Annotated in this window: 16 protein-coding genes, 2 tRNA genes and 1 other annotated feature; of the genes, 12 read left to right on the top strand and 6 right to left on the bottom strand. The window is 51.6% G+C overall.

Annotated features, from left to right (window positions below; translation table 11 throughout):
• Positions 1-31: 31 nt before the first annotated feature.
• The 12 genes from HMPREF1246_RS08665 to HMPREF1246_RS10605 all read left to right on the top strand — a co-directional run bounded on the left by HMPREF1246_RS08665 (position 32) and on the right by HMPREF1246_RS10605 (position 11,980).
• Positions 32-1,369: a GntP family permease gene (locus tag HMPREF1246_RS08665; protein ID WP_009015030.1), complete on the top strand. Its 1,338-nt coding sequence runs from the start codon at positions 32-34 to the stop codon at positions 1,367-1,369.
• Between the two features lie 190 nt (positions 1,370-1,559).
• Positions 1,560-2,513, top strand: a complete 954-nt coding sequence (locus HMPREF1246_RS08660) for an L-lactate dehydrogenase (RefSeq protein ID WP_021737270.1) — start codon at positions 1,560-1,562, stop codon at positions 2,511-2,513.
• Between the two features lie 120 nt (positions 2,514-2,633).
• Complete coding sequence (gene murI / locus HMPREF1246_RS08655; protein ID WP_021737252.1) at positions 2,634-3,434, top strand: glutamate racemase; 801 nt, start codon at positions 2,634-2,636, stop codon at positions 3,432-3,434.
• A 65-nt stretch (positions 3,435-3,499) separates the two neighbouring features.
• Positions 3,500-3,575 (top strand) — tRNA-Thr (locus HMPREF1246_RS08650).
• Between the two features lie 164 nt (positions 3,576-3,739).
• Positions 3,740-4,681 carry a YybS family protein gene (locus HMPREF1246_RS08645; protein ID WP_009015033.1) on the top strand — a complete coding sequence of 314 codons (942 nt, stop codon included), beginning with the start codon at positions 3,740-3,742 and terminating at the stop codon, positions 4,679-4,681.
• An 11-nt stretch (positions 4,682-4,692) separates the two neighbouring features.
• Positions 4,693-6,741, top strand: coding sequence for a DHH family phosphoesterase (locus HMPREF1246_RS08640; protein WP_009015034.1), 2,049 nt, complete (start codon positions 4,693-4,695; stop codon positions 6,739-6,741).
• A complete protein-coding gene (gene rplI / locus HMPREF1246_RS08635) occupies positions 6,701-7,153 on the top strand; it encodes a 50S ribosomal protein L9 (RefSeq protein ID WP_009015035.1) in 453 nt (150 codons plus the stop codon). The genes HMPREF1246_RS08640 and rplI overlap by 41 nt, the downstream gene beginning before the upstream one ends.
• A 3-nt stretch (positions 7,154-7,156) precedes the next feature.
• The gene (dnaB, locus tag HMPREF1246_RS08630) at positions 7,157-8,512 is read left to right on the top strand and encodes a replicative DNA helicase (RefSeq protein ID WP_021737255.1); all 1,356 of its coding nucleotides are present in this window, start codon (positions 7,157-7,159) and stop codon (positions 8,510-8,512) included.
• Between the two features lie 308 nt (positions 8,513-8,820).
• Complete coding sequence (gene purB / locus HMPREF1246_RS08625) at positions 8,821-10,113, top strand: adenylosuccinate lyase (protein ID WP_009015037.1); 1,293 nt, start codon at positions 8,821-8,823, stop codon at positions 10,111-10,113.
• A gap of 21 nt (positions 10,114-10,134) precedes the next feature.
• Positions 10,135-11,430, top strand: a complete 1,296-nt coding sequence (locus HMPREF1246_RS08620) for an adenylosuccinate synthase (protein WP_009015038.1) — start codon at positions 10,135-10,137, stop codon at positions 11,428-11,430.
• Positions 11,431-11,504: 74 nt separating this feature from the next.
• Positions 11,505-11,580 (top strand) — tRNA-Lys (locus tag HMPREF1246_RS08615).
• A gap of 253 nt (positions 11,581-11,833) precedes the next feature.
• Positions 11,834-11,980, top strand: coding sequence for a hypothetical protein (locus tag HMPREF1246_RS10605; RefSeq protein ID WP_014129174.1), 147 nt, complete (start codon positions 11,834-11,836; stop codon positions 11,978-11,980).
• A 48-nt stretch (positions 11,981-12,028) separates the two neighbouring features.
• Here HMPREF1246_RS10605 and leuB read toward each other — a convergent pair whose 3' ends face one another.
• The 6 genes from leuB to fumC form a co-directional block, all read right to left on the bottom strand.
• Complete coding sequence (gene leuB / locus HMPREF1246_RS08610; RefSeq protein ID WP_021737267.1) at positions 12,029-13,099, bottom strand: 3-isopropylmalate dehydrogenase; 1,071 nt, start codon at positions 13,097-13,099, stop codon at positions 12,029-12,031.
• A complete protein-coding gene (locus tag HMPREF1246_RS08605; RefSeq protein WP_009015040.1) occupies positions 13,096-13,587 on the bottom strand; it encodes a 3-isopropylmalate dehydratase small subunit in 492 nt (163 codons plus the stop codon). Before HMPREF1246_RS08605 ends, leuB begins: the two co-directional genes overlap by 4 nt.
• Before the next feature lies 1 nt (position 13,588).
• Positions 13,589-14,845: a 3-isopropylmalate dehydratase large subunit gene (gene leuC / locus HMPREF1246_RS08600; protein WP_009015041.1), complete on the bottom strand. Its 1,257-nt coding sequence runs from the start codon at positions 14,843-14,845 to the stop codon at positions 13,589-13,591.
• 30 nt (positions 14,846-14,875) lie between these two features.
• Positions 14,876-16,618, bottom strand: a complete 1,743-nt coding sequence (locus tag HMPREF1246_RS08595) for a 2-isopropylmalate synthase (protein WP_009015042.1) — start codon at positions 16,616-16,618, stop codon at positions 14,876-14,878.
• Between the two features lie 47 nt (positions 16,619-16,665).
• Positions 16,666-16,925: a binding site (T-box leader), on the bottom strand.
• A 194-nt stretch (positions 16,926-17,119) separates the two neighbouring features.
• Positions 17,120-17,404: a TIGR04076 family protein gene (locus tag HMPREF1246_RS08590; RefSeq protein ID WP_009015043.1), complete on the bottom strand. Its 285-nt coding sequence runs from the start codon at positions 17,402-17,404 to the stop codon at positions 17,120-17,122.
• A 1-nt stretch (position 17,405) separates the two neighbouring features.
• Entirely contained in the window at positions 17,406-18,800 is a 1,395-nt protein-coding gene (gene fumC / locus HMPREF1246_RS08585) for a class II fumarate hydratase (protein ID WP_021737243.1), read from the bottom strand.
• Positions 18,801-18,868: the final 68 nt, after the last annotated feature.

Below are 18,868 nucleotides of genomic sequence, written 5' to 3'. Positions count from 1 at the left end.
TCGGAATCTATGATGAAGGGAAGGGGTTCTTATGTCCAATTTACTCATTTTTGTTGTCGGTCTTGCTATTATGCTTTTGTGTATGATGAGAACTAAGTGGGGACCTTTTGTATGTATGCTTCTTGCCAGTCTTGCCATCGGGATCGGGTGCGGTCTGGGAACGGACAAAACCATCGCCTCGATTGTGGATGGCTTTGCCAAGACCTGCAAAAATATCGGCCTTATGGTTATTTTTGGCACTATTTTAGGCATTTACCTGGAAAAATCACGTGCCTGCCAAAGGATTGCGGAAACGCTTCTTCAAATAACAGGGAAAGATCGGGCTGCCGGCGCACTAGCGGCTACAGGATATGTCATTGCCATCCCTGTTTTCTGTGATGTTGCCCTTGTACTTCTGTCCCCACTTATTAAGTCAGTTGCACGGAAAAGTGGAAAGAACGCTTGTTCCATGGGCGTAGTGACTGCTTGTTCCCTTTTGGCAACCAATGCTTTTGTAGCACCGACACCGGCGCCGCTTGCCATTATTGCCATTTTAGGGCTGGATATTGGAACGTCCATTTTATGGGGCATGCCAGCTGCGCTGTTCGTGACAGTTTGCGTATGGGCTTTTGGGGAATACTATTTGGAACGGAAACCGGCTTCGTGGTATACGGAACTTCCGCGGGATATTTCTGCTCAAGAAGAGACGAACGATGAGTCAGCTCCCATGCCCAGTTTCGGAGCAGCCCTCACGCCCATACTGCTCCCGATAGTGTTGATCTTGATTCGCTCAGTAGGTAGGATCTTTTTGGAAAAAGGCTCAGTCCTTGTTTCCCTTTTGAACTTTTTTGGTGATAAAAATATTGCGCTTTGCGTAGGGATTGTTTCATCCGTTATTCTTTTAGGGAATTTCCTGCCGAAAGATAAAAAATATGCACCCATGACGGACGCACTCCGTACCTCGGGGCCTATTGTCTTTATTACGGCTGCAGGCGGTGCTTTGGCAAATATTGTTGGGGTTACTGGCGTTGGTAAGATCCTTGCTGAAAGTCTGGCCGCCTCTCCCATTCCTGTATTCCTAATTCCTTTTCTGATCACGGGTCTTTCAAAATTTGCCCAAGGATCTGCTTCCGTTGCTGGAATCATGGCGGCAGGGCTTACACTGCCCCTTTGTGAAACGGGGCTCCTGTCTCCCCTGCAGGCGTTTCTTTCCATCAGTGCTGGCTCTGCTTTGGGGTCCCATGTCAATAATAGCTTTACTTGGGTTTTTAGTGAATTCATGGGCTATGATATCCGAACAACCATGAAATCTCTCTGTGTCTGTCAAAATGTGGTCATGTCTTTATCCGGTTTATTGGCAGCTTACGTAATCGGCTCGCTGGTGGGCTGACTTCTTATCTAGATTTTATTTTTTTTGCTGACTGGGGCTCCTTAGGGAGTCCCCTTTTTTATGCGCTAAATCGTCCAATTATTTTTGCAAGTGGGACTATTTCCCTATCCATTGAATCCCTGGAAAAGGTGGCCTACAATAGAGGAGAACTGTACGTGAAAGAAATACATATTGTGAAAGGAGCTTTGCTATGAATCCTGAAATCAATGCTCGAAAGATTGCCATTGTTGGCTGCGGTATGGTCGGGGCTACAAGTGCCTTTGCCCTGATGGAACAGGGACTTTTTTCGGAACTGGTCCTTGTCGATGTGAACCGGGAACGGGCGGAAGGGGAAGCCATGGATATCGGTCACGGCATGATCTTTGCGTCCCCTATGAACATCTACGCTGGAGACTATGATGATATCATGGATGCCTCCATCATTGTCATTACGGCGGGCGCCAGCCAGAAGGTGGGCGAAACGCGCCTTGATCTGGTAAAAAAGAATGCCGCCATTTTTAGCTCGATCATTCCTGAGATTGCCAAACGCAATTATCAAGGCATTCTCCTTATCGTGGCCAATCCCGTTGATATCCTGACCCATGTCGCGCAAAAGCTGTCCGGCTTTTCTCGGAGCCGCGTCTTTGGGAGCGGGACCGTCCTTGATACGGGCCGCCTTAAATATCTTTTGGGTCAGCACCTAGACGTGGATCCTCGGAACATTGATGCTTATATCATCGGAGAACATGGTGACAGCGAAATCCCGGTTTGGAGCAGTGCCTATGTATCCGGTATGCCGCTCAGCCGCTTCTGCGAATTTCGCGGCCATCATGACCATAAAGCCTCCATGGAGCACTTGGCTCAGTCTGTCAAGGATAGTGCTTATGAAATCATCAAGAAGAAAAAGGCAACCTATTATGGCATTGCCATGGGGGTGCGCCGTATCTGCAGTGCCATCATCCGAGATGAAAAGAGCGTGCTTCCTGTATCCGTTTATCTTGATGGGGAATTTGGCCTTTCGGGAGCAACCCTCAGCGTGCCTGCCATCGTAGGGGCCAAGGGGATTGAAAAAGTGGTTCCCATTTCCCTGAGCAAAGAAGAAGGAGACGCCCTGCAAAAGTCTGCCGAGATCCTTAAGGAAACAGCGGCCACAATTGGATATTGAGGCAATTTGAAAGCAAGGAAAAATCGCCCGATTCCTCCTAAAAAAGCATTCCAAGTGGTGCCTGATATGGTATAATACCGGTTATGACTGATGTAGATGGTTAAATCTTGGAGGGATAGCATGGAGAAGGATAGGCCCATTGGTGTCATTGATTCCGGTGTCGGCGGCCTGACGGTCCTCAAATGGTTGCAGAAGAAAATGCCCCACGAGCAGTTTATCTTTATCGGGGATACGGCCCGTACGCCTTACGGGGATCGGCCGCGGGAAGAAATCCAGCGGTTTGTGAAGGAAATGACCGATTGCTTGGCCCGTCGGAAGATCAAGGAACTGGTTGTTGCCTGCAATACCATTACGGTTCTTGGCCTTGATACGATTCGCAATGGCTATGACTTTGATGTGATTGGCATGGCTAAGGGGGCGTCCAATATCAGGGAAGTCACCCATAACAATAAAGTCGGCTTTTTTGCGACGGACTTTACGGTTTCCACCGGGGCCCATAAGCGGGAAATCGAGCGTCTTGACCCCGGTGTTGAAGTGTTTGGCCTTGGCTGTCCAAAACTTGTGCCGCTCATTGAAAGTGAAAAATTTGGTCGTCCGGAAATGCAGGAAGCCATCAAGGAATATGTGGATGCCATGAAGGTCCATGGGATTGATACCCTCCTGCTGTCCTGTACGCACTATCCTTTCCTCCACGATGAGATTGCGGCCGCTTTTGGACCTCAGGTGACGGTCCTTGATCCAGCGGAAATGACGACGGATGAGGCTATTAAGCATCTCCAAAACAAAGGACTCCTCAAAACAGAAGGGGAAGGATCCCTGGAAGTTTGCTTTACGGCGGATCTTGCCCGTTGCAAGCGGCTTGCTTCCCGTATGCTTGACCTGGCCCATGCCCGATTTCACCTGATTGACCTTGAGTCCTGATTTGCGAAAAAATAAAGAGAAGGCTTGACCAACATCAGGGAATATGATAAAATTCATTCGTTAGTGCTACTGTAGCTCAGTTGGTAGAGCGGCTGATTCGTAATCAGCAGGTCGCAGGTTCAAATCCTGTCGGTAGCTCCATCTTAAAAGATTGGCCCCCGGTTTCCGGGGGCCTTTTTAGTGTCGTTTTTCTTTTAAGGCTACCTATGGATGACACTTATATCCTTCCCAGCAGGGACCGGAAAAGGTGACAATCCTCTGTAAATGGTGTAAAATAAAAAGACGTATCTATAAGGAGGAACACCATGATTCGACGGAAAACTTCAGCCATTGTGGAGTCAGGCATCCTGGCGGCCATTGCGGTGATTTTTACCCTCATCGGCAATTATATTCCCGTTCTCGATGTTATCGTAAGCGTTTGGTGGCCCCTTCCTATCATCTTATGCGGAAGGCGTAATGGACTGATGTGGAGCGTCCTCTGCCTTTTGGTTACCGGTGCTGTTGTTGCTGTTCTCATCAGTCCCCTCCAGGCCGTTACCCAGGTCCTTATTCTGGGCATCTTGGGCCTTGTCATGGGGGAAGGGATGCGGCGTCAGAAGTCCCCTGCCAGTGTCCTCTTATGGGGGAGTCTGGGGGCCCTTTTATCTGTTGTTCTCAGCGGCCTTGCAGCCTATTTCCTCATGGGCATCAATGTGGTGGAATCCTTTACCCATGCCATTGCGGAATCTGTTCAAATGACCAAGGACATCTATGATACGCTGGGGGTTTCCGGAATCATGACCACAGAATCCTTGGAACGGATGCAGCATATGCTGAGTCTCGTCCTTCCGGCTGGACTGCTCCTTAGCTGTCCCATTTCGGCCTTCGTCAATTATTGGGCGGCTCGGAAGGTCCTTTCCCGGTTAGGCGATCCCTACCCTTGGTTCCCTCCTTTTGCCACGTGGACCTTGCCGCGTTGGATCTTGGGAGGGTACGGACTGGGTATGGCAACGCTGCTTTATTTTCGCGGAGATGAGACCAGCTATGGCTTCCTGGGAGGCTACACCCTTTTTACCGTGGCAAGCATGCTGCTCTTGCTGCAGGGACTCAGTGTGGTTCTTTGGTACGTACAGGTTCGGGGAAAACCGCGTTTTTGGTTTCCCTTGGCAGTCCTTACCAGTTTCGTGATTCCCCTTGTTTCCCAGTTCCTCGTGGTCATGGGAGCCATTGAGATGGTAACGGACCAGCGCAAACTGCGCAAAAGATAGGAGAATCGACCATGAAAGACGAAGAACGAGCCAAATTATGGCGTACCCTTCGGGTCGCGGCGGCCATCCTCGGCACCCTTTGTGTCGTCTATGGCTTTTATGTTAACCAGGTGATTTGGACAGCTGCTGGTTTTACTGCTGTCCTTCTCGTCTATTATTTCAGTTCCCGCAGCAGTAAGCTCCGGGAGGCATGGTTCAACCATGCCATGACGACGGTGGTGCGGAATATTGAGCGGGCCAACCATTACGCCGTTCAGCGCCTGCCTGTAGGAATTGCCGTATTTGACCAGGAAGGCCACTTACAGTGGAAAAACCGACTCTTCAATGAGTACATCAATGTGGATGCCCCTTTGGGCTCCCTTTTTGATAAGATCCTGCCACCGCCGGAAAATAATTTTGCGACCCTCCGGGTCCGTGATTCCGATAAGAGCATCAAAATTGGCGACCGCATCTATTCCATGCTGGTCCGTCCCATCCAGACAACAGAAGAAGCTGGCAGTGACACGGGTGTTGTCATCTACCTGTATGATGTGACCAATAAGGAGCGGCAGCAACGCCGCTATGAGGATGAGCGCCCCGTTGTGGCTTATGTCCAGTTCGATAACTACGCCGATGCCCTAAAGGGCCTCAATGAAAGTGACCGGGCAAGCCTGGTGGTTGCCATCACGAAGGCCATCAACTCCTGGGCGGAAGAAGTCAACGGTTATTCTCTTAAGTATTCTGAAGATCTCTATCTTGTAGGCATCAACAGGAAAGGTCTTGTCGATACCATCAATCGGAAGTTTCCCCTCCTTGACAAGGTACGGGAAATCAAGATCAATCCGCGGATTACACCGACCGTCAGTATTGGTGTGGCAAGCGGCATGAAGACCCTTTCGGAAATGGCTCAAAAGGCCCAGTCCTGTTTGGACCTTGCTTTGGGGCGCGGCGGAGATCAGGCCGTTGTCTCCATTGGTGAGGAAGTGAGCTTTTATGGTGCCCGCGGGAGCGTGCAGGCGAAAAATACCCGCGTGCGGGCCCGGATTGTCGCCCAGGCCATTCACGAACTTATGACAAATGCCGATAAGGTCTTTATCATGGGGCACGTCAACGAGGACTATGATGCCATTGGTGCGGCCATTGGCGTGGCCAAGATGGCTCGGACCTTGGGCAAGGAGTGCTATATTGTCTGGAGTGGTCAGGGGACGGCTGTAGATAACATTGAAAACGTAACCCACGGCAATAATCCCTACGAGGATCTCATCATCAGTGAAGAGGTTGCCATGGAGCAGCGTACGCCGGGCAGTCTCCTGGTTTTGGTAGACCATCATCGGGCCATGCTCACGGCGGCACCAAAACTCCTTGCTGCCATCAGGCGGCGCGTGATCATCGATCACCATCGCCGGGCTGAAGATGTCATTGAGGAAGTGATGCTGCAGTACATGGAGCCGTCCACCTCCTCGACAAGTGAAATGGTTACGGAAATCCTGCAGTATTTCCAGGAACGCATGGAAATCAGCCCGCTGGAGGCCTCCGTCCTTTATGCTGGGATCGTTGTTGACACCAAGAACTTTGCTGTCCAGACCGGTGAACGGACCTTTGAGGCCGCGGCCTATCTGAGGCGCTATGGTGCCGATCCTCATGCCGTATCCCAGCTTTTTAAAGAAGATGACGCCTCTGTTATCCTCCGGGCCAAGATCATTACGGAAATGAAGAAACCCATTCCGGGTCTTGCTGTTTCGGTTCATTCCGGCGGTGCCCAGAATGACCGCAATGTTTCCGTTGTTGTCGCCCAAGCAGCCGATGAGCTGCTGACCATGAATGATATCCATGTCAGCGCCGTTCTCAATGAGAGCGACGATGGCGTCAGTATTTCGGCCCGCAGTGACGGGTCCGTCAATGTCCAGACCATGATGGAAGAACTCGGCGGCGGCGGTCATCAGACTGTAGCCGGTGTCCAGATTAAGGGCGCCAAGGCCGAGGACCTGATTCCGAAGATCATTGAGATGGCAAAAGAACAAATGAAGGAGAGCGATTCCGATGAAGGTAATTCTGCTGAAGGACGTAAAGAAGTTGGGTAAAAAAGGTGAAATCATTGAGACGGCTGAAGGGTATGGCCGCAACTATCTCATTCCCCGGGGCTTTGCCCAGGAAGCAACGGCCCGTAACCTGAACCAGGCCAAGGCCGATCAAAAGGTAGCAGCCCATCGCAAGGCTCAGGCCCATGATGAAGCGGTCGTACTGGCCTCGCAGCTGGAAAAAGTGGTACTTCATCTGGCCGTCAAGGTCGGTGAAAATGGTAAGCTCTTCGGTTCCATTGCTTCCAAGGATGTGGCAGATGCACTTCTTGCCCAGACGGGAATGGAAGGCATTGATCGCCGTAAGATTGAAATCCCGGAGACCATCAAGAGCCCTGGTGAATATACGGCTACGGCTAAACTCCTGCCGGAAGTGACAGCTAAGTTCAAGGTCGTCGTAGAAGCAAAGGCTTAAGTCATGGAAGACCGGATTCCCCCTCAAAATGTGGAGGCCGAGCAGAGTGTGCTGGGGGCCATGCTCATCAGTCGCGAGGCCATTGAAAAGGCCTGTGAGATCCTGCGGGAAGATGATTTCTATCGTCAGGATGATCGCATCGTTTTTGGCGCCATCAAGGACCTCCATGAACGCAATGAGGCGGTTGACCTCGTTACGGTCATTGAGGAACTCCGCAAAAAGGGCAAGCTTGATGCAGTTGGCGGTTCACAGACCATCACTAACCTTTCCAACGCTGTTCCGACGGCGGCGAACGTGGAATACCATGCCAAGATTGTGGAGGAAAAATCCCTGCGCCGGCAGCTGATCAATGCGGCAACGGATATTGCGGCTACGGGCTATGAAGAAGATACCGACATTGCCCGGACCATCGACGAGGCAGAACAGAAGATCCTTTCTGTTGCCAACCGGACCCAAACCGGTGGGATTGTCAAAATCCGTGATATTGTGCGCGGGGCTATGGAACGCATCGAGGAACTATATGATTCAAAGGAAGCTTTTACGGGGCTTCCTACAGGATTTACGGATTTTGATAAGATGACGAGCGGACTTCAGCCGTCAGACCTCATCATTGTCGCTGCCCGTCCATCCATGGGTAAATCTTCCTTGGTGCTCAATATTGCGGAACATGTGGGAATCAAGGGTCATAAATCCGTTATCTTTTTCTCCTTGGAAATGAGCAAAGAGCAGCTGGTCCAGCGTATGCTCTGCAGTCAGGCTGGCATTGATGCTTCCCGTCTGCGGATTGGGCAGCTCCAGGATCAGGAATGGCCGAATCTCATTGCCGCTGCTGACCGGCTCAGCAATGCCAGTATCATGTTGGATGATACGTCGGGTATGACGGCGATGGAAATGCGGTCCAAGGCACGGCGCTGGAAGGCTGAAAACGGACTTGACCTGATTATTGTCGATTATCTGCAGCTCATGCAGGGCTCGTCGAAACGGGCCAGTGACAATCGTCAGCAGGAGATGAGTGAGATTTCACGGTCCCTCAAAGGCCTTGCAAGGGAACTGAATGTACCGGTCATTGCCCTCAGTCAGCTCAGCCGCAGTGTTGAGTCGCGGACCAGCAAGCGGCCGATGCTCAGCGACCTTCGTGAATCAGGAGCCCTCGAACAGGATGCCGATATTGTCTGCTTCATCTATCGTGACGATTACTATAATCCTGATACGGAACAAAAGAATGTGGCAGAACTCATCGTAGCTAAGCATCGTAATGGTCCGGTGGGAACGGTCAATCTCTTTTTCCAGAAGGATACGACACACTTTTTCGACCTTACGCCGGAGCATCTGGCCCAGATGGCCGACCAGCAAGGATGATTCAAGGGGACTGCACAGGCAGTCCTCTTTTTTTGAGGACTCATAATGTGAACGATTTTAGGAAAAAATCTATTTTTTGTTCAGAAGAAATAAATGGAGGACTTATGTCGCCGGAAAGGAAGAGCAGCCTTCATCTTTCTTGAATTTTCTCCTATTCTTATCTTAAGAAAAGTCAAGGTAAGTCCCATTCTTATATGAGAAGTCATTGCGACTCGTTCGGAAAAATGATACAATGAGAAGGCGGCCATAACGGTGCGCTGTATTGTCATGCAATGTTACAGGAAGCATTTTGCTAAGGAGGAAGTACTGTGATTCCACGTTATACGGGTAAAGAAATGGGGTCCATCTGGACGGAAGAAAATGAAGACCGGACCATGGTCAAGGTTGAGATTCTTGCCTGTGAAGCCATGAACAAATTGGGTATTGTCCCTGATGATGCTCTTCATGACATCCAGACCAAGGCTGATTTTGAACTGGATCGGGTCCATGAAATCGAAAAGGTGACAAACCACGATATCATCTCCCTGCTCACCAATGTAGCGGAACACGTAGGCGATGCCTCCAAATATATCCATAAAGGGCTTACGTCCAGTGACGTCAAGGATACGGCCATGGGTGTCATGATGAAGCATTCCTGCGAGCTTCTGATCGATCTGGAAAAGAAGCTCCATGAAGTCCTGAAACGTCAGGCCCAAACCTATCGGAACACGATCTGTGTGGGAAGAACCCATGGAATCCATGCCGAACCTATGACCTTTGGCCTGAAATTCCTTCTTTGGATGGATGAAACGGAACGCAACATCGAACGCTTGGAACTGGCGAAGAAATACATTTCTGTCGGTAAGCTCAGCGGTGCTGTCGGCACCTATTCCAATATCGATCCCTTTGTTGAAAAATATGTCTGCGAAAAATTAGGACTGGAACCGGTTCGCCTGGCTACCCAGGTCGTGCAGCGGGACCGTCATGCTTTTTATCTGACGACGATTGCTGTCTGCGGGGCTTCCCTTGAAAAAATGGCTACGGAAATCCGTGCCCTGCAGCGGACGGACATCCGTGAAGCAGAAGAATATTTTGCACCTGGACAGAAGGGTTCTTCCGCCATGCCGCATAAGCGCAATCCGATTACGTGCGAAAAGATCTGTGGCCTTGCCCGTGTGCTCCGCGGCAATGCCCAGGCTGCCCTTGAAAATGTGGCACTTTGGCATGAACGCGATATTTCCCATTCTTCCGTGGAACGGATTATTCTGCCGGACAGCACGATTCTTCTGGACCATATGCTCCGCAAGATGACCAATATTCTCGATAAGCTCCTTGTTTATCCTGATGCCATGATTCGCAACCTCAATAAGACGGGCGGTCTTATCTTCAGCCAGAACCTTTTGGTCGCTCTTGTTGGCAAAGGTGTCCTGCGCGAGGATGCCTACAAGTGGGTTCAGCGCAATGCCATGGCCCGCTGGCTGGAAGGGGCTGATTTCAAGACCAACGTTGAAGCCGACCCTGATATCGAAAAATACCTCACGAAAGAAGAAATTGAAGCCTGCTTTGAACCCAAGCATATGCTTAAGCATATTGATGATATCTACGCCCGCTATGGGATGTAAAATCTAGGTAAGGAGAACGTTATGTCATCTATCGTTGTAATCGGCTCCCAATGGGGCGATGAAGGAAAAGGCAAGATTGTGGATTTTTTGGCCCAGCGTGCCGATGTAGTGGTCCGTTATTCCGGCGGCTCCAACGCAGGCCATACGGTTGTTGTCAATGATGTTGCCTATAAACTGAGATTATTGCCAAGCGGCATCCTCTATAAGGATAAAACTTGCATCTTGGGTAACGGCGTTGTCATCAACCCCCGCGTCGTCCTGGAAGAAATCCGGGGCATGCAGGCCAAAGGCGTTGATACGACGAATCTGCTCATCAGTGACCGGGCCCATGTCGTCTTCCCCTATCATGAAAAACAGGATGAACTGCAGGAACTGGCTTTGGGGGCGAACAAGATTGGTACGACCAAGGGCGGGATCGGACCTTGTTACATGGATAAGTATGCCCGTACAGGGATTCGTGTCTGTGATCTCATGAACAAAGAGGTCCTTGCTGAAAAACTGAAACGGACCCTTTCCGCAAAAAACAAACTTTTTACGGAATACTACAAGGCAGAACCTTTGGCTTATGAACCGATGCTGAAGGCCTATCTTGAATATGCCGAAGCGCTCCGTCCCCATGTATGTGACACGAGTGTCGCCTTAGGAGACTTTTTTGACGAAGGAAGAAAGGTTCTTTTTGAAGGCGCCCAAGCCACTTTCCTTGATATCGATTATGGGACGTTCCCCTACGTTACAAGTTCCAACCCGACAGCCGGCAATGCGGCTACGGGCAGCGGCGTAGGCCCTCGTTTCATTGACCATGTAGTCGGTGTTGTCAAAGCTTATACGACCCGTGTTGGCGAAGGTCCTTTTGTCTGCGAACTTTTTGATACAGATGGCCCCGGTACGTATCTTAGGGAAACGGGCCATGAATTTGGGACCGTTACGGGCCGTCCCCGCCGCTGCGGCTGGCTCGATGCCTTTATGGTCAAATATGCGGCACGCATCAACAGCATGGACAGCTTAGCCATTACGCGTCTGGATATCCTTGATGGTCTGGATGAAATCAAGATGTGCACAGGCTGGGAAATCGACGGCAAGCCCATCAAATATATTCCGGCCGACCTTTCCATCCTGGCCAAGGCAAAACCTGTCTACGAAACCTTCAAGGGCTGGAAATGCGACATCAGCAGCGTCCGTTCCTATGAAGACCTGCCGCAGGAAGCGCAGACCTACCTGAACCGTCTGAGTGAAGTGGTCGGCGTTGAAATCGGCATTGTTTCCGTTGGTCCGAACCGTGATCAAACCTTTACCCTCAAATCCTTCTTTGAAGACTGAGGCTGGAGCGGGAAATTCCCCCTTGACAAAAGGCGGAAAAACCCGTTACAATATTAGGGCTGTGAAAAGCCAATGATTCACTAGCTCAGTTGGTAGAGCACCTGACTTTTAATCAGGGTGTCCCGGGTTCGAATCCCGGGTGGATCACCATTTGAAAAGGACTGCGAACCCCTTGCCTATTGGCAGGGGGTTCGTTTTTAGGTTCATGCTGCTGAAAAGAAAAATGAGACAGATAGAGGTTCTTGAGCTTTTCCCGGGATGGAAAAAGAAAAGGCACGAGGCGTTCCCTGTTTCCTCATGGAAAGAGCCATGAATTTTTGATGGCAGAAACCAATTTTTATCGACAGAACCGTCCCGTTGATGTATAATATCTATTATTTCACTAGGAAAGGAAGGACGGCGTATGACACGTGATGGCAGGGATCTTATCGTATTCCTTCTGCTGACGGTTCTTTTGATGGGCGGCATAATGATCTTGAAACCGGGTCAGGGCACGCTGCCTGCAGCCGATGTAACAACGACCGCAACACCCAAACAGCAGGCTAAATAAGGCAAAAAAGAAGGCAGGAACGTGGTTTGTTCCTGTCTTTTTTAATTTCTAGACAATTTGATCCAAGATGATACCAGTCATGGTGTCCGTATCAGCTTTCTTGAAGCCATCCTTGTAGAGGTCCGGTGTCCGCCAGCCGTCAAGAAGCGCCGCGTCGACAGCTTTTTCAATGGCTTGGGCGGCTGCTTCCTCTCCTAAGGCATAGCGAAACAGCATCGCCGCAGAAAGGATAGTAGCACAGGGGTTGGCGATTCCTTTACCAGCAATATCGGGAGCCGATCCGTGGATTGGCTCAAAGAGGCTTGTCTTTTCACCGACTGAGGCCGACGGCATCATACCGATGGAGCCGCCCAATACAGCCGCTTCATCGCTCAGGATATCGCCAAAGAGGTTGCTTGTCACGATGACGTCAAACTGGGTGGGACGGGCTGCCAGCTGCATGGCGCAGTTATCAACGTACATATGGTTCAGTGCTACATCGGGATAGGCCTTGTGCTCTTTTGTGACTGTGCGGCGCCAGAGCCGGCTTGTGGCAAGGACGTTGCTCTTATCGACGCTGGTGACCTTTTTGCGGCGGCCCTGGGCGGTCTTGAAGGCGAAGCGGCTGATACGCTCCACTTCGGGGACGCTGTAGTTTTCAAGGTCCCAGGCTCGTTCCACGCCGTCATGGATTTCCGATTCGCAGCGGTCACCAAAATAGATGCCGCCAATGAGTTCGCGCACGATGAGGACATCCGTGCCCGTCACGATATCGGGCTTCAAGGGCGAATAGGGCGCAAGGACAGGGGAGACATGGACGGGACGCAGGTTGACATAAAGCCCTAGAGCCTTGCGCAGGCCGAGGACGGCTTTTTCCGGCCGTTTGAGGGGATCTACATTGTCCCATTTGTCGCCGCCTACGGCACCAAAAAGGACCGCATCGGCGTTTTGGGCTGCTTCCACCGTTTCCTTGGGAAGAGGGTCCCCGCAGGCATCATAGGCGGTTCCACCGGCCATCTTTTGATCAAGGGAAAGGTCCAGGTGATAGATGGCTGCGGTCTTTTTGAGGACCTTTACCGCGGCGTCCGTAATTTCGCCGCCAATGCCGTCACCAGGGATAACAACGATCTTTTTTTTCATTGGGCATGCTCCTTTACATAGGCAATGAGCCCACCGGCCGAGGCAATGCCTTGGATGAAGTCCGGCAGGGGCGGCGCCTTGAAGGTGTCGCCTGTGGTCTTATCGGCAATGGTACCCGTGCTGATATCGACGCTTAGGATGTCTCCTTTTCGAATCTTTTTGACATCGTTGCCAATTTCCAGGACAGGAAGGCCGACGTTGATGGCGTTGCGGTAAAAGATCCGGGCAAAGCTTGCGGCAATGATGACGGGCACGCCCGATGCCTTGATGGCAATGGGAGCATGCTCGCGGGAAGAGCCGCAACCAAAGTTCCAGCCGCCGACCATGATATCGCCGGCCTTTACCTCTTTGGCAAAGCTTTCGTCAATGTCGACCATGCAGTGGGAGGCCAGTTCCTTGGGATCAAAGGAATTGAGGTAGCGGGCGGGAATGATGACGTCCGTATCGATATTGTCTCCATAGGTCCAAGTTTTTCCTTCGTATTTCATCTTATTTGACCTCCTTTGGGGCGGCAATCTTTCCTAAAATCGCACTGGCTGCTGCGACTTGCGGACCTGCTAGATAAACTTCGCTGTCCACGTGGCCCATGCGGCCCCGGAAATTGCGGTTTGTCGTCGATACGCAGCGTTCACCGGCGGCCAGGATGCCCATGTAGCCGCCCAGGCAAGGACCGCAGGTCGGCGTCGAAACAACGCAGCCGGCGTCGATGAAGGTATCGATGTAGCCTTTTTTCATGGCTTCCTTGTAGACTTCCTGGCTGCCGGGAATAACGATGCAGCGCACATCTGGATGGACAGTACGGCCTTCAAGGATCTTGGCTGCAATGGCAAGATCTTCCAGACGGCCGTTCGTGCAGGAACCGATGACGACCTGGTCGATGGGAATGTCTCCAAAGGTGCCAATAGCTTTGGTGTTTCCTGGCAGGTGGGGGAAGGCAACGACGGGGGTAAGGGCTGTTAGATCGATGGTCACGGTCCGTTTATAGACAGCGTCACTGTCTGCTGTAACAATTTCATAGTCTTCAACACGGCCTTGTTCGTAGGCCTTGGTCTTTTCATCGACGGGGAAGATGCCGTTTTTGGCGCCTGCTTCAATGGCCATATTGGCCATGGTGAAGCGGTCCGTCATGGAAAGCTCAGCAATGCCGTCGCCCGTAAATTCCAGGGACTGGTAGAGGGCCCCGTCGACGCCAATCATGCCGATAAGGGTCAGCATGACATCCTTACCCGTAATATCCGCCGGTTTTTTTCCTGTAATGATGACCTTAATGGCTTCCGGTACCTTGAACCAGCACGTGCCCGTTGCCATGGCAGCGCCCAGGTCTGTTGACCCCACACCGGTGGCAAAGCCGCCCAGGGCGCCGTAGGTGCAGGTGTGGGAGTCGGCGCCGATGGTGAGCATGCCCGGTCCGACAATACCCTTTTCCGGCAGAATGACGTGTTCGATGCCGGCTCGTCCAGTTTCATAATAATGGGTGATATGATGGGCTTTGGCGAAGTCACGGACAATCTTGGCAAGGCCGGCGGATTTAATGTCCTTGTTGGGAATGAAGTGGTCCGGGACAAGGACGATGCGGTCCTTATCAAAGACGGGGCGCCCAATCTTTTCAAATTCCTTGATGGCCGGCGGTGCTGTAATATCGTTTGCAAGGACGCGGTCGAGTCGGCAGGTGATGAGGTCACCTGGTTTAACGAGGTCCTTTCCTGCGTGTTTGGCGAGGATTTTTTGTGTCATGGTCATTCCCATCGTGCATACATCCTTTCTTTTACCCTAAATTTAGCGGGCACTGGCCGCTTGGTGGAAAGCATTGACTGCCTCTTCAGAGGAGATGAGGCCAGCGCCATAGACATGATCCTTGGCGTCTTTGCGGCGGTTCAGGGCACTGATGAAGGCCTTGATGGAGGCCGTCATCGTATCCGTGTCGACGCCGGCACCCCAGGTTGTGACGCCTTTTTCATCTGTAATGCCAAAGTAGGCAATGCCCCGTGATTCAGCGACCCGGTCCAGGTCGTGTTCGCTGTACGTAAGGTCCGTCACGGTAAAGTGGAAAGCCCGGCAGAGGGCATCCTTGACGGCGTCGAGCTGGCCATTGCCGGCTCCTTCAAGGATCACGTCGCGGCCGGCAGCCCGGACGAGGACTTTGCCCTGCCATTTTCCGTCCTTCTTGCGGAAGAGCGTATCCTGCAGTTCAATGGGAAGGCTCTTATCGACGTAATGATCCTTAAAGAGATTGAAGATTTCATCGGGCTTCAATTCCTGGTGTTTATGATCGGAAACGTCTTTTACAAAGTAGCTGAAGTCTTCCCGCATCGCTTTTGGCATATCGATGCCATAGGCTGTTTCCATGATGTAGGCGACGCCGCCCTTGCCGCTTTGGCTGTTGATGCGGATAACATCGGCATCATAGGTGCGGCCCACATCGTGGGGATTGATATAAAGGTACGGGCACGTCCAGTACGGGTCATTGTGCTCCTTACGATATTTCATGCCTTTGGCAATGGCATCCTGATGGGAGCCGGAGAAGGCGGCAAAGACAAGCTTTCCGGCGTAGGGCTGACGCTCACTGACATGCATGCGCGTTACTTCCTCATAGGTCTTTACAAGGTCCGGCATATTGGAAAAATCAAGCTGCGGATCGATGCCCAAGGCATAGAGGTTCATGCCGATGGTGACGATGTCCGCGTTGCCTGTCCGTTCGCCGTTGCCAAAGAGCGTTCCTTCTACGCGGTCCGCACCGGCGAGCATGGCCATTTCTGCATCGGCAACACCAGTGCCGCGGTCATTGTGGGGATGGACGGAAAGGACAACGGCATCACGGTAGGAAAGGTTCTGGGAAAGATAGGCCACTTGGGCGGCAAAGATATGGGGCATGGACATCTGCACCGTCGATGGCAGGTTGATGATGACCTTCCGGTCTGGCTGCGGTTTCCACACGTCGAGGACTGCGTTGCAGACTTCCAGGGCGTATTCCGGTTCCGTCCCCGTAAAGCTTTCTGGTGAATACTCAAAGCGGTAAGACGCGTGGGCTTCTTCCGTGAGGCGCTGCAAAAGACGCGCCCCATTAACGGCAATTTCCTTGATTTCCTCCTTTGATTTGTGGAAGACTTGCTCCCTTTGCGCGACGCTCGTCGAATTGTAGACGTGGACGATGGCGCTTTTGACGCCTTTCAGGGCTTCAAAAGTCTTTTTGATGATGTGTTCCCGTGCCTGGGTGAGGACCTGGACCGTCACATCGTCAGGGATGAGATCATGGTCAACCAAATAGCGGAGGAAGTCATATTCCGTTTCTGACGCGGCAGGAAATCCGACTTCAATTTCCTTGAACCCCATGGCGACGAGGGTCTTGTAGAAGCGAATCTTCTCTTGGAGGCTCATGGGAATCACGAGGGCCTGGTTGCCGTCGCGCAGGTCCACGCTGCACCAAATAGGGGCTTTTTTGGGCGCGTCGGCCATGGCCCAGCTCATATCGACGACAGGGGGCAGATAATAGCCCTTTTTGTAAGCTTCTACATGTTTCATGATGATGTCCTCCTTACAGGCAATAAAAAAATCTTTCTTCTCTCTTTGTGAGAGACGAAAGATTCAAATCTTGCGCGGTACCACTCCACTTCACACCATTTGGTGTGCCCTTAGCCGGTACGGATGACGTGTCCATCGATACCGCCCTGATTGATAACGGTCAGGAGCCGGCTTCCCCTACTGTCATGCGCGGGTTCAGGAAAGTTGCTCAGGGATCAGTTCGGTTTCGGTCCGCCGCTGCCTTGCACCACCCGGCAGCTCTCTGGAGGTTTTCCTGAAACGTACTCTTTCCCTTCAATGCATCTCTTGCTTTGAAATTATGGTTCAGATAGTATCATGAAAAAAGACAAAAATCAAGAAAAATTTTAAGGATAATACTAAAGCATGCTTTTTGCAAATAAAAGTGTAACCTATAATACAACTGGCCTTGATGAGCCAAAGAAAAGGCATGCAGGCGGGGCCTAATGAAAGGGGGCTGCCCAAAGGGGCAGCCCCATCCAGTTATTTTTTTTGTGGGGAGGGATTGGTTCGCATCTCAATTTCAAAGATGTTGATGACCTCAGCATCAGGACAGGCAACACGGAAACGGTTTCCCTTCATGCCGGGAAGGGTGCCGCCGTAGCGGAGAATATCGATATAGGGAAAGAGGGCATGCTGGGCCATGGGGCACAGGCGGCCCCGGTCATGGTCCCAGGACAGTTCCATACCCTTTACATGGCCGTGGTGGCAAGGGGCCTCCCCTTTTTTATCAACGACACGAATGATGATTTCACAGCGTTTTGTCATCTTACACCATCTTTTCTGGATGGAAATGGGCATCAAAGTCCGTTTCTGTCATGTAGTCCAATTCGAGGATGGCTTCCTTGAGGGAAAGATCCTTCTTGTGGGCCAGTTTAGCGACTTCCGCCGCCTTTTCATAGCCGATATAGGGGGTCAGGGCCGTAACTAGCATGAGGGAGCGGTGGAGGTTTTCCTTCATCTTAGCTTTATTTGCCTTGATGCCGAGGGCGCAGTGGATGCGGAATGATTCCATGGCGTCTCCCAAAAGCCGCACGGACTGGAGGAAGTTATAGATTGTAACGGGAAGGAAGACATTCAACTGGAAGTTTCCTTGGGACGCGGCGAACCCAATGGCTGCATCATTGCCCATGACTTGGACGGCAACCATGGTGACAGCTTCGCATTGGGTGGGGTTGACCTTGCCCGGCATGATGGAAGATCCTGGTTCATTGGCGGGAATGGTGATTTCGCCAAGTCCGTCCCGGGGTCCGCTGGCCAGCCAGCGCACGTCGTTGGCAATCTTCATGAGATTGGCGGCTAAGGCCTTGAGGGCGCCGTGACTGAAGACCATGTCGTCAAGGCTTGTGAGAGCATGGAACTTATTGGGGGCGGTTTTAAAGGCATAGCCTGTATTTTGGGCGATATAGGCGGCAACGGTCCGATCAAAGTCTTTTGGTGCATTAAGCCCTGTCCCGACGGCCGTTCCTCCTAGCGCCAGTTCAAGGAGCCCTTTTTCTGAGGTCTTGAGTTCATCACGGCTGCGTTCAAGCATGGTTCGCCAGCCCGAGATTTCCTGGGAAAAGGCAATGGGAACCGCATCCTGGAGATGGGTCCGGCCTGTTGTGACAATGCCCCGATGTTTCTTTTCAAGGTCCTTGAAGGTCTTTATGAGCGCGTCAAGGCGAGGAAAAAGATGTTCTTCGATGCCCTTTATGGCGGCAATGTGCATGGCCGTCGGGAAGGTATCATTTGAGCTTTGGGATTTATTGACGTCGTCATTGGGGTGAAGGCATGTCTTTTTGGCAAGCTCATTTCCCCTGTGGGCAATGACTTCGTTGATGTTCATGTTGCTCTGGGTGCCGCTTCCGGTTTGCCAGACCGCAAGGGGAAAGTTGCCGTCGAGACTGCCGTCAAGGATCTCTTCGCAGGCTTTTTCAATGAGTACGGCTTTTTCCTTAGGGAGCGTTCCCAGCTCACAGTTTGCTTGGGCTGCTGATTTTTTGAGGATGGCGAAGGCGGAAATCACTTCAGGCGGCATCTTTTCCGTGCCAATGCGGAAGTTCTCAAAGCTGCGCTGCGTCTGGGCACCCCAATATTTATCGCAGGGGACGAGGATTTCCCCCATGGAATCATGTTCTTTCCGAAGGGCAGGGCCCTTTGCCGACTTTTTTGTATCGCTCATGATGATCGACCTCCCTTTTTTGTCCTTATCTTGCCATTGTATCATATCCCGCAGGCTTTGCCGTGAAA

The organism is Acidaminococcus sp. BV3L6 (assembly GCF_000468835.1).
Taxonomy (GTDB): Bacteria; Bacillota; Negativicutes; order Acidaminococcales; family Acidaminococcaceae; genus Acidaminococcus; species Acidaminococcus intestini.
Note: the sequence above shows the minus strand (reverse complement) of the source record. Positions and strands in the feature narration are given on the sequence as shown.